The following is a 12000-nucleotide window of genomic DNA, read 5'->3' on the forward strand; positions in this document are numbered from 1 at the left end:
GAGCGGACCCCTCTCGGGCCTGCTCGCCGCCGCTGGCGATCGCGCTGTGACGCCTACTGCTTGGTGATGCGGTCCAGCGGCGCCGGGGTGTACGGCGAGACGCCCGGCAGGTACGCGGCGAAACCGTCGATGTCGAGTCCGCCGAAGTACTTGTCCGCGCCGTTGATGAACGCCGAGAAGCCGTCGCCACCGTCCGAGAGGAAGTTGTTGGTGACGATCCGGTAGGTCTGGTTCGCGTCGTCGGCAACGACCTCACCGTTGATCATCACGCTTCCCGGCACGACCGTGCGGCTCGAGCTGTCACCGGTCCAGCTGTAGGTGAAGCCCTTCGAGACCTGCAGCACCTTGGGCGAGCTGGCGCTGTTCTTGCCGGTCCACTGCTGCTCGAGCAGGTCGTAGATGTCGGCACCGGTCAGGTCCATCGACACGAGGTAGTTGTTGAACGGCTGCACCGTGAACGCCTCCGCGTAGGTGACCACGCCGGGCGCCTCCTGACCGGTAGGTGCATACGTCAGGTCGGCCCTGATGCCGCCGGGGTTCATGAAGGCGACCACGGGGGTCTTGCCGTTCGTCACCACCGACGGGTCGTTGACCTGCGCGTCGGCGATCAGGTCGCCGAGCTGCGACTCACCGGCGTCGTTCGCGGTGCGGGTGACGTCCGTGGTGATCGAGCCGAGCTCCTTGCCCGCGATCGGTGCGACCAGCTCCTTGTAGGTGTTGATGAGCCGGGTCAGGTCGGCGGCGCGGGGCACGTCGCGGGTCACGACCATGTTGCTGCCGTCGACCGAGCTACGCACGATGTCGCTCGTGCGTCGGTCGTACTCGAGAGTGGTCTCGGTGTAGAGCCGCCCGAACGAGGACGCCGACGTCACGAGGCGGTCGTTGCCGGCCGGGTCCGGGATGTTGCAGACGTAGGGCTGGTGCGTGTGCCCGGAGATGACCATGTCGATCTGGGGCGAGAGGCCGGCGGCGATCGGCAGGATGGGCGAGTCGGAAGTCAGGTTGCCGCCCTTGCCGCACGTGTAGTCGTAGGTCGAGTTGACGTCATACGTCTTGCCGTCCGGGCCGGTCCACTTCTCGACGTCCGGCACGCCACCCTGGTGGACCAGCACGACGATGGCCTTGACGCCCTGCTCCTCCAGCACCGGCACGAGCGCGTTGGCGGTCTCGACCTCGTCGGTGAACTCCAGCCCCTCGACGCCGGACTTGGTGACGATGTTGGGAGTGTCCTTGAGGGTCATCCCGATGAACCCGATCTTGGCGCCCCTGACGTTCTTGATCGCATACGGCGCGAGGATCGTCTTGCCGGTCGCCTTCACCTTGACGTTGGCCGCGAGGATGTCGAAGTTTGCCCCCTCGAACTGGCCTGCGGCACAAGAGTTCTGGTTGTTCTCGCCGTCACCGTCGTCGACGCAGCCGCCGTTCTGCAGGCGCTGCAGCTCCTGGTAGCCCTCGTCGAACTCGTGGTTGCCCACCGAGGTGACGTCGAGGCCGAGCTTGTTCATCGCCTCGATGCTCGGCTCGTCGTGGAACGCCGCCGACAGCAGCGGGGACGCACCGACGATGTCGCCAGCCGCCACGGTCAGCGAGTTGGGGTGGCCCTTGCGCGCATCACGCAGGTGGGTGGCGAGGTACTCGACGCCGCCCGCGTCGACCGTGACGTCTTTGGGCAAACTGGTGGCCGGATCCAGCTCGTGACCCGTGGTGATTCGGCCGCTCGACCCGCTGGGGGCCTCGAGGTTGCCGTGGAAGTCGTTGAACGACAGCAGCTGGATGTCCATCGTCGGGCTGTGGGCCTTGCCGTGGCCGGCCGGGTTCGCCGTCGCGGCGGGCTGCGCCAGTGACATGCCGGCCGCGGCCACCATCGAGGTGGCGGTCGCGGCTGTCACCGCAAGGACGCCGATCGTGCGGCGTCGCGAGATCCTTCGTGGGGTCAACGTGTGCTCCAGGGAGGTCGGGGGCCCAAGGGTGGTGGGTCCGGGGAGTCCCAGAACCTAGCCATCCCCGACGCCGTTGGGAAGGGGCTCGGCCGGATCGGGGCACGATCGTCACCTGCGTGGTGGAATACGTCCATGCGCGCCGATCCCCAGGAGACCCTCACGCCGGACCAGGCCCGGGCGGTGCTCGCACTCGCGGTGTCCGACACCGGACCGCAGCCGGCGCTGTCCGAGCAGACCCTCCTCGTCCTGCGGCGGGTCCTCGACCACGGCTCCGCCACCGAGGGCGTGCGACACCTGCTCGGGTATGACGAGCGGGCACCGGAGGTGCTCGTTGCCTACGCCCAGCTGGTGGGCGACGAGGAGGGCGGCTCGGCCGAGCTGCTGGTACACCCGGAGCACCGCCGGCGCGGCCACGGGACGGCGCTGGTGGAGTCGCTGCTCGAGGCGGCCCCACGGGTCCGCGTCTGGGCCCACGGCGACGGCGAGGCGGCGCGCGGCCTGGCCGGGCGGCTGGGCCTGGTGACGGTGCGCGACCTGTGGCAGATGAGCCGGCCGTTGTCGGGCGACGGGTCCGAGCTGCCCGAGGCGCGGCTGCCGGAGGGGTTCGCCGCCCGCACCTTCGAGGTGGGCGCGGACGAAGAGCGATGGCTGGCGGTCAACGCCACGGCGTTTGCCAGCCACCCCGAGCAGGGCCGGGTCGACCGACGGGACCTCGACGCACGCATCGCCGAAACCTGGTTTGACGCTTCGGGGTTCATCCTCGTGGACGACCGCCGTGACACTCACGTCGAGGGCGCCGCGGCCTTGCCGCTGGCCGCCTTCCACTGGACCAAGGTCGTGCCGGGTGAGGACAGTGGTGAGGTCTACGTGGTCGGTGTCGACCCGGCATACCAGGGGCTCGGGCTGGGCAGGGCCGTCACGGTCCTCGGGCTGGAGCACCTGCGTGACCGCGGCCTGTCCGAGGCCACCCTCTACGTCGACGGCGACAACGAGGCGGCCGTAGCGACCTACGGCAAGCTCGGGTTCCACCGCACCACGGTGGACGTGATGTACGCACGTCCGGTGCACCCCGCGGTGGGAGCATGAGGACATGACGGCAGAACACGGGGACACGCAGCGGCACGGCACCGCCGAGCTCGATGCCGCGACGGGCAGCGAGGAGGCGCCGGTCGAGTCCACGATCTCGGCGCTCGCCTCGGCCCGTCCACGCTCGTCCAACGGCAGGTTCATGCGGGTCGTCGCCGACGAGCCGGACGTGCTGGCCACCGAGTCACCCGCCGAGCTCTTCCTCGACCGCGAGGTGTCCTGGCTGCAGTTCAACGACCGCGTCCTGCAACTCGCCCAGGACCCTGCGGTGCCCTTGCTCGAACGGGCCCGGTTCCTCGCCATCTTCGCCAGCAACCTCGACGAGTTCTTCATGGTGCGGGTGGCCGGGCTCAAACGCCGCATCGCCACCGGCCTGGCCATCGCCTCCCCCGCCGGGCTCGAGCCGCGCGAGGTGCTCGACCAGATCTCGGTGGCGGCGCACGAGCTGATGGGTCGCCACGCCGAGGTCTTCCACGAGCAGGTCCGGCCGCAGCTGCGCGACGAGGGCATCGAGATCATGCGGTGGGAGGAGCTGAGCGCGGCCGAGCAGGAGACCGTGCACGGGATGTTCCGCGCCGAGGTCTACCCGGTGCTCACGCCACTGGCGGTCGACCCGGCCCACCCGTTCCCCTACATCTCCGGGCTGTCCCTCAACCTCGCGGTCGTGCTGGTCCACCCCAAGACCGGCAAGGAGCACTTCGCGCGGGTCAAGGTGCCGCCGCTGCTGCCCCGCTTCATCCAGCTGGCCAACCCGACCGAGGAGTCGGGACTGTCCGACCGCTACCACGCGCGGTTCGTGCCGCTCGAGGACGTCATCGCCGCGCACCTGCACATGCTCTTCGCCGGCATGGAGGTGCGAGAGCACCACACCTTCCGCGTCACCCGCAACGAGGACTTCGAGGTGGAGGAGGACGACGCCGAGAACCTGCTCACCGCGCTCGAGCGCGAGCTGACCCGGCGCCGGTTCGGGCCGCCGGTGCGCCTCGAGGTCGCCTCCGACATGGGCGACCACGTGATGGACCTGCTGGTGCGCGAACTCGGCGTCAGCGCCGACGAGGTCTACCGGCTGCCCACCCCGCTCGACCTCACCGGGCTCAACCTCGTCGCCGACCTCGAGCGGACCGACCTGCGCTACCCCAACTTCGTCCCGCTGACCCATCCCGACCTGGCCCCGGTGGAACGCTCCGCGCCGAGTGACGTCCTCGCGGCCATCCGGGAGAAGGACATCCTGCTGCACCACCCCTACGACTCGTTCTCCACGTCAGTGCAGGCCTTCATCGACCAAGCGGCGAACGACCCGGCGGTGCTGGCGATCAAGCAGACCCTCTACCGCACGAGCGGCGACTCGCCCATCGTCGACGCCCTCATCGACGCGGCCGAGGACGGCAAGCAGGTGCTGGCCGTGGTCGAGCTCAAGGCCCGGTTCGACGAGGAGAACAACATCACGTGGGCGCGCAAGCTGGAGCAGGCCGGGGTGCACGTGGTCTACGGCATGGTGGGGCTGAAGACGCACGCCAAGCTCTGCCTCGTGGTCCGTCAGGAGGGCGACGGCCTGCGACGCTACTGCCACGTCGGCACCGGCAACTACAACCCCAAGACGGCCCGCCTCTACGAGGACCTCGGCATCCTCACCTGTGACCCCCAGGTCGGCGAGGATTTGACGCGGCTGTTCAACCAGCTGTCCGGCCTCGCGCCACGGAGCAAGTTCAAGCGGCTGCTGGTTGCTCCGCGCTCGGTGCGCACCGGGCTGATCGAGCACATCGACGCGGAGGCCGAGCTGGCCAGGTCGGACCGCCCCGGTCTGATCCAGATGAAGGTCAACTCCATCGTCGACGAGCAGGTCATCAACGCCTTGTATGCCGCGTCGCAGGCGGGCGCGACCGTGGACGTCTGGGTGCGCGGCATCTGCTCGTTGCGTCCCGGGGTGCCCGGTTTGTCCGAGACCATCGGGGTCCGGTCGGTGCTCGGCCGGTTCCTCGAGCACTCCCGGGTGTTCATCTTCGGGGGCGACGGCGACCCGATCGTCTACATCGGGAGCGCCGACATGATGCACCGCAACCTCGACCGCCGGGTGGAGACCCTCCTGCGGGTCGAGGACGAGGGCCACATCGCCTCGCTGCGCGACCTGCTCGAGCGCGGCATGAGCGACAAGACCTCGAGCTGGCACCTCGACGGCGACGGCCGCTGGACCCGCCACCACCTGGACGGGGACGGCTCACCCCTCACCGACGTGCAGGAGTCGGTCATCGCCCGCTTCGCCCGCCGCCGGCGCAAGGCCCGCCGTCGGTGAGCGACCCCGCCCGAGTGCCGACGGCCACGGAGCTCGTGGACCCCGACGCCGTCGTCGAGGCGGCCGGGGCGGTCCCGTGGCGCCGGCGCGACGGACGGCTGGAGGTGGCCCTGGTGCACCGTCCCCGCTACGACGACTGGTCCTGGCCCAAGGGGAAGGTCGACCAGTCGCCCTACCGTGAGCAGCTGCCGGCCACGGCGGTCCGGGAGGTCGGCGAGGAGACGGGGCTGCTCGTGCGGCTCGGGCGCCCCCTGCCCACCGCGTGCTACACGGTGGTCCGGCGATCCCTGGGCCCGCAACGCAAACGGGTCCACTACTGGGCAGCGGAGGTCATCGGGGGTGACGGCCGGCTGGAGCACGAGATCGACGAGGTGGCCTGGCTCCCCGTCGGCGAGGCATCGAGCCGGCTGAGCTATGCGCGCGACCGGGAGCAGCTGCGTGCCGTCGTCGTCCATGACAAGGCCGGGCAGCTCGAGACCTGGCCGCTGCTCGTGGTGCGGCACGCGCACGCCGTCGGTCGCGGCCACTGGAGGAAGGACGATCGGCTCCGGCCGCTCGACGCGAGGGGAGCGGCGCAGGCGGCCGCGCTCGTGCCCCTCGTGACGGCATACGGCGTCTCCCGCGTGGTGACCTCGCCGTCGGTGCGGTGCACCGACACCCTGGCGCCGTTCGCGGAGCGCGCCGGCCTGCGGATGCGGCTGCGGGACGGGCTGTCGGAGGAGGGGTATGCCGCGGCGCCCGACCGCGCGGCGCGGCACCTCGCCAAGACGATCGGGCGGGGCGAGCCGGCGGCGCTGTGCAGCCACCGCCCCGTGCTGCCAGACCTGCTGTCGGCGCTCGCCGCCTCGGCCGGGGACGACGTCACGCGGGACGCGCTCACCGGTGCCGCGGAGCACGGCATGGGCAAGGGGGAGGTCCTGGTCGCGCACCTGCGCGGCACCGGCGAGGCCTCTCAGGTGGTCGCCGTGGAGCGTCACGGGGCCGCGTGACCCCCTATCACCACCGGCTCCACTGACGCCAGACCCTGGCGGCCTCGTTCACCGGATCATCCCCCGGCGGCCAGCCGCCCGGCGACGACTGCTCTCGCGTCATTCACGCGGCGTTCACCTGCGAGAGGGGATCGCGTCACCGGGCCTGCCTAGCGTCCCTCTCGACAGGCCAACTGGTCTGCCCCGAAGATCGAGAGGTACGAACACCGTGAAGATCCAGCGTTTCGGCCGGATGTCGGCCGTCGCCCTCGTGGGTGCGCTCGCTCTGACTGCCTGCGGCTCGGACAACAACACGACGTCGGCCAGCGGGACCGCGGGAGGCGGCGGCTCGACGGCCAACATCGACTGCGCCGCCGGTGAGGTCCAGGCCGAGGGGTCGTCGGCCCAGAAGAACGCCATCGAGCTCGCGATCAAGAACTACCAGTCCGCCTGCGCGGAGGCGACCCTGAGCTACAACCCGACGGGATCCGGTGCCGGCATCAAGCAGTTCATCGCCGGACAGGTCGACTTCGCCGGCTCCGACTCGGTGCTGTCCGACCAGCCCGAGGAGGGAGTCGTCGAGACCGAGGACGCGGCCAAGACCTGCGGCTCCCCCGCCTGGAACCTTCCGATGGTGACGGGCCCGATCGCCATCACCTACAACGTCCCCGGCGTCGACAAGCTGGTCCTCACCCCCGACGTGGCGGCCCAGATCTTCCAAGGCAGGATCACCACGTGGGACGACCCCGCGATCGCCAAGATCAACCAGGGCGTGAAGCTGCCCGGCACCAGGATCTCGGTATTCTTCCGCGCCGACGAGTCGGGCACCACGGAGAACTTCACCAAGTACCTGTCGGCCACCGCGAAGGACCTCTGGACCGCAGACCCCTCGAAGGTCTGGTCCGGCAAGGGTGAGGGCAAGAACAAGTCGGCGGGTGTCGCCAGCGCGGTCAAGTCGACGGAGGGCGGCATCACCTACGCCGAGTGGTCCTACGCGGTCGACAACAAGCTCGACATCGCCCAGATCGACAACGGTGCCGGCCCGGTCGAGCTGAACAGCCGGACGGTCGGCAAGGCGGTCGACGCGGCGAAGAACGTCGGCAAGGGCCACGACATCCGGCTCGAGCTCGACTACGCGACGAAGGAAAAGGGTGCCTACCCGATCCTGCTCGTGACCTACGAGATCGTCTGCTCCAAGGGCCAGGACGAGGCCAAGACCAAGCTGACCAAGTCGTTCCTGTCCTACTTCTCCTCCAAGGACGGCCAGAAGTCGCTCGAGGCCGCGGGCTACGCGCCGCTGCCCGAGGAGGTCCGCACCAAGGTGTCCGCCTCGGTCGACGCCCTCTCCTGAGCCGGCCACACACCTCGAGAGGCAGGCCACGATGTCCGGTACGACCGGCGCAGCACCCACCGCCAGGCGCGACCCCTTCGGGGGTGGCCCGTCCGACCCGCAGGGGACGAGGAAGACCGGACGGCTCGGCGACCGCCTCTTCGGCGGAGCGGCTCGCGGCGCCGGCCTGCTGGTCATCGCGATCGTCGTCCTGGTCGGAGTATTCCTGCTGTCCCGGGCCGTCCCGGCCCTGCTCGACAACCGAGCCAACTTCCTCACCTCCACCGAGTGGAGCGTGGGCGGGGAGAGCCAGCGGTTCGGGATCGCCACGATGCTGTGGGTCACCGTCGCCAGCTCCGTCGTCGCGATGGTGATCGCGGTGCCGCTCGGGGTCTCCGTGGCGCTGTTCATCACCCAGTACGCGCCGACCTGGCTGGCACGTCCCGCCGCCGGTTTGGTGCAGCTGCTCGCGGCCGTCCCGTCCATCGTGTTCGGCATCTGGGGTGCCTACGTCGTGGGGCCCTACTTCGAACCTGTGCAGAACCTCCTGAACAGCGTCCTGGGGTGGACCCCCTTGTTCTCGGACACCACCGTGAGCGGGTCGAGCACGATCCTGTTCGCGGGAGTGGTCCTCGCCATCATGGTGCTGCCGATCGTGACCGCCATGTCGGGTGAGATCTTCGCGCAGACCCCGACAACGCACCGCGAGGGCGCCCTCGCTCTGGGCGCCACGAAGTGGGAGATGATCCGCACCACGGTGCTGCCCTTCGGCAAGCCCGGTGTCATCAGCGCCGCGATGCTCGGTCTGGGACGGGCGCTCGGCGAGACCGTGGCCGTCATGATCATCCTGTCGGCTCTCGCCGACGGCACCGCCTGGTCCTGGTCGCTGCTGAACGGCGGCGAGACCTTCGCCTCCAAGATCGCGAACGGGGCGCCCGAGTTCACGACGCCGCTGCAGACCGGGGCCTACATCGCGGCCGGGCTGGTGCTGTTCGTCCTCACCTTCGTCGTCAACGCGATCGCCCGCGTCGTGATCAACCGCAGGAAGGCGTTCACCGAATGACCATCGTGGACACCGGCATGGACACCGCAGTCCAGGAGACCCGGGACGGGTCGGCTCGGCGACGGCTCACCTCCGGCCTCGGCCCGAAGGCCGCGGGCCGACGGGTGCGCGACGAGCTGGCCCGCGTCGTGATGTGGCTTGCCTTCCTGGTCGCCCTGGTCCCGCTCGTCTGGATCCTCGGCAGCGTGCTCGTCAAGGGCGGCCACATGCTGTTCGAGTCCACCTGGTTCACCCACTCGCAGCGCAACATCACCTCCAGCGACGTGGGCGGCGGCGCGATCCACGCGATCCAGGGCACCCTGATCCAGGGTGCGGCCACCGCCTTGATGGCGGTCCCGATCGGCGTGTTCACCGCCATCTACCTGGTGGAGTACGGCCGCGGGGCTCTCGCCCGGGCGGTGAGCTTCATGGTGGACATCCTCACCGGCGTCCCCTCCATCGTCGCCGCGCTGTTCATCTATGCCGTGTGGGTCACCACCTTCGGCTTCCAGCGGGTCGGGTTCGCCGTGGCGCTGTCCCTGGTGCTGCTGATGGTTCCCGTGGTCGTCCGCTCCACCGAGGAGATGCTCAAGCTGGTGCCGAACGAGCTGCGCGAGGCCTCCTACGCGCTCGGCGTGCCGAAGTGGAAGACGATCGCGCGGATCGTCATCCCGACCGCCTTCTCCGGGATCGTGACCGGGGTCCTGCTGGGTCTCGCGCGGATCATGGGCGAGACCGCGCCGCTGCTCATCCTCGGCCCCTACACCAAGAACATCGCCACGAACCTTTTCAGCGGCAACATGGCCACCCTCCCGACCATGATCAACCAGGACCGCGTCGAGGCCCTCCAGCCGGCGCTCGACCGGGTCTGGGGCGCAGCGCTCACCCTCATCCTGCTCATCCTCCTGCTCAACGTCGTCGGCCGGATCATCGCGCGCTTCGGCGCGGTGCGCACCTGACGACTGACACGGCATACCGGACTGGACCTGAAGACCACCCCGCACGAAAGCGAACACATCACATGGCCAAGCGAATCGACGTCAAGGACCTCAACGTCTACTACGGGGCGTTCAAGGCGGTCGAGGACGTCACCATGACGGTCGAGCCGCGATCGGTGACCGCGTTCATCGGCCCGTCGGGATGCGGCAAGTCGACCTTCCTGCGCACCCTCAACCGGATGCACGAAGTCGTCCCCGGCGGCCGGGTCGAGGGTCACGTCATGCTCGACGACCAGGACCTCTACTCCCCGAAGGTCGACCCCGTCGCGGTGCGCCGCACGGTCGGCATGGTCTTCCAGCGGCCCAACCCGTTCCCGACCATGTCGATCTTCGACAACGTGGCAGCCGGTCTGCGCCTGAACGGCCTGCGCGACAAGAAGCGGCTCGCCGAGCGGGTCGAGACGTCCCTGCGCGGCGCGCACCTGTGGAACGAGGTCAAGGACCGGCTGGACAAGCCCGGCGCCGGCCTCTCCGGGGGGCAGCAGCAGCGGCTGTGCATCGCCCGGGCCATCGCCGTGCGGCCGTCGGTGCTGCTGATGGACGAGCCGTGCTCGGCGCTGGACCCGATCTCGACCCAGGCGATCGAGGACCTGATCGGCACGCTCAAGTCCGACTACACGATCGTCATCGTCACGCACAACATGCAGCAGGCGGCCCGGGTGTCCGACCGCACGGCGTTCTTCAACCTCGCGGCGACGGGAAGGCCCGGTCGGTTGGTGGAGATGGACGACACGCAGAAGATCTTCAGCAACCCGACGCAGCGGGCCACCGAGGACTACATCTCCGGCCGCTTCGGCTGACCCGCGGCGCCCCCAGGCTCCCCACCCACCGTCCGTGCTCACGTCGGACTGCTTTGCTCACCTGAGGCCGTTTTTCACCCGGCCGGAAGCGGCCCTTCGTGAGCACGCCGCACCCTCCGTGCTCACGTCGGGCTGCTTTGCTCACCTGAGGCCGCTCCCGGCCCGCGGCGAAGCGGACTTTGGCGAGCACGTCAGGCGGTGTCCCGGCCGGGCGCCGAGGCCTGTGGATGGCAGCCGCGGGCCACCGCCTCGGAGAGCCAGACTGGCGAGATGCCCGTGGATCCACAGCTGCCTCCCGTCTTCACACGTTCGATGGCGCTGGCGGCCGGCATGAGCCGTCATCAGGTGTCCCACCGCAGTCGAGCGGGACGGTGGGTCACCCTGGGTCGCGGTGTCTACGCCCGCTCCGACCTGTATGACGGGCTGTCCGACCGCGACCAGCATCGTCTTGCGCTGGTTGGCACCTTGCTCGCGCGGCGCGGCGACGAGGTGGCCAGTCATCTCAGCGCTGCAGTCGTGTACGACCTGCCACTGCCGTTGACGGGTGCCGGCCGGGTGACCTTGACCAGCCCCGACCTGGACGACTGCACACGAGCGTCGGAACGGTTCGTTCGCCAGGTCGCCAGTCTGCCTGAGCGCGACCGCACCCACCGCACCGTGTCGTGCTGCGGCACCACCTGGGGTGTCCCGGTGACCTCCCCGGCGCGCACTGTCGCCGACAACTTGCGGCACCTGGGCCTGCCCGACGCAGTAGCCCTCGGGGACGGGGCGCTCCGCCGCGGCATCACCACCCACGACGCGGTGGCCGAGGTACTGACGCGTCAGGAGAGATGGCCCTACGCCGATCGCGGCAAACTCGCGCTTCCCCTGCTGGATCCCCGCCGAGAGACCTGGCTGGAGAGCTATTCCTTCGCCCGTCTTCACCAGTTGGGCATCCCGATGCCTGAGCCCCAGGTCACGATTCGCGACGGACACGGCCGGTTCGTCGCACGAGTAGACGGTTGGCTCCACGACTGGGGCGTAGTGCTCGAGTGCGACGGTCGCGAGAAGTACTTCATGGCCGACCTCGACACGCCGGTGGTGCGCACCTATCCAGCCGCGGTCCAGGACGCCCAGCGGCTCTTGGCCCGCAGGATGGAGTCCGAGAAGCGCCGCGAGGAGTGGTTGCGCGATCTGGGTCCGGAGGTCGTCCGCTGGGGAACGTCCGAAGTGCACCGCAGCCCGGAGACCATCGCGGACCGGATCAAACGGGCCGCCGAACGGGCGAGCCGGCGACCCTTCGTCGGACACGCGGAATACCTGCCGGCGCCCCCGTGGCTGATGCCGGCGGTGGGCAGGGCTGGTTGAGCCGACCCGCTGGACGTGCTGTGCGTGGGTTCGCGCCGGATCGTGCTCAGCCCAGACCGCTACCACGCGGTCTAAAGGCGGCCCTCAGCGAGCAAAGCGGCCGACCGTGAGCACTGACGGTTCGGCATGCTCAACCCAGACCGCTCCCGCGCGGCCCGAAGGCGGCCCTCAGCGAGCAAAGCGGCCGGGGGTGAGCAGG

General features: G+C 69.7%; 9 protein-coding genes. 8 read left to right on the plus strand and 1 reads right to left on the minus strand.

The genetic code is table 11. The annotated features are described in order from the left end of the window. Positions 1-53 precede the first annotated feature (53 nt). Positions 54-1937 carry a bifunctional metallophosphatase/5'-nucleotidase gene (locus FCN22_RS11670; RefSeq protein WP_238384690.1) on the minus strand — a complete coding sequence of 628 codons (1884 nt, stop codon included), beginning with the start codon at positions 1935-1937 and terminating at the stop codon, positions 54-56. A gap of 135 nt (positions 1938-2072) precedes the next feature. On the opposite strand from FCN22_RS11670, the gene mshD reads away from it, so the two are divergent. From mshD to FCN22_RS11710, 8 genes are all read left to right on the plus strand, one after another. Beyond that, positions 2073-3026 carry a mycothiol synthase gene (mshD, locus tag FCN22_RS11675; protein ID WP_137121731.1) on the plus strand — a complete coding sequence of 318 codons (954 nt, stop codon included), beginning with the start codon at positions 2073-2075 and terminating at the stop codon, positions 3024-3026. 4 nt (positions 3027-3030) lie between these two features. After that, complete coding sequence (locus tag FCN22_RS11680) at positions 3031-5316, plus strand: RNA degradosome polyphosphate kinase (RefSeq protein WP_137121732.1); 2286 nt, start codon at positions 3031-3033, stop codon at positions 5314-5316. Further along, entirely contained in the window at positions 5313-6305 is a 993-nt protein-coding gene (locus FCN22_RS11685; protein WP_238384691.1) for an NUDIX hydrolase, read from the plus strand. Before FCN22_RS11680 ends, FCN22_RS11685 begins: the two co-directional genes overlap by 4 nt. 208 nt (positions 6306-6513) lie before the next feature. Further along, positions 6514-7635 (plus strand): phosphate ABC transporter substrate-binding protein PstS, encoded by a 1122-nt coding sequence (pstS, locus tag FCN22_RS11690; protein ID WP_202911542.1) that lies wholly within the window; start codon positions 6514-6516, stop codon positions 7633-7635. A 31-nt stretch (positions 7636-7666) separates the two neighbouring features. Further along, positions 7667-8677: a phosphate ABC transporter permease subunit PstC gene (gene pstC / locus FCN22_RS11695; protein ID WP_137121733.1), complete on the plus strand. Its 1011-nt coding sequence runs from the start codon at positions 7667-7669 to the stop codon at positions 8675-8677. Then, positions 8674-9615 (plus strand): phosphate ABC transporter permease PstA, encoded by a 942-nt coding sequence (pstA, locus tag FCN22_RS11700; protein ID WP_238384692.1) that lies wholly within the window; start codon positions 8674-8676, stop codon positions 9613-9615. Before pstC ends, pstA begins: the two co-directional genes overlap by 4 nt. A 62-nt stretch (positions 9616-9677) precedes the next feature. Then, positions 9678-10454 (plus strand): phosphate ABC transporter ATP-binding protein PstB, encoded by a 777-nt coding sequence (gene pstB / locus FCN22_RS11705; protein WP_137121734.1) that lies wholly within the window; start codon positions 9678-9680, stop codon positions 10452-10454. Between the two features lie 270 nt (positions 10455-10724). Then, on the plus strand, positions 10725-11801 hold the full coding sequence (locus tag FCN22_RS11710) for a type IV toxin-antitoxin system AbiEi family antitoxin domain-containing protein (protein WP_137121735.1): 1077 nt from the start codon (positions 10725-10727) through the stop codon (positions 11799-11801). Positions 11802-12000 lie beyond the last annotated feature (199 nt).

Origin of the sequence: Segeticoccus rhizosphaerae, assembly GCF_005222685.1 — a bacterium.
GTDB classification, from domain to species: Bacteria; Actinomycetota; Actinomycetes; order Actinomycetales; family Dermatophilaceae; genus Segeticoccus; species Segeticoccus rhizosphaerae.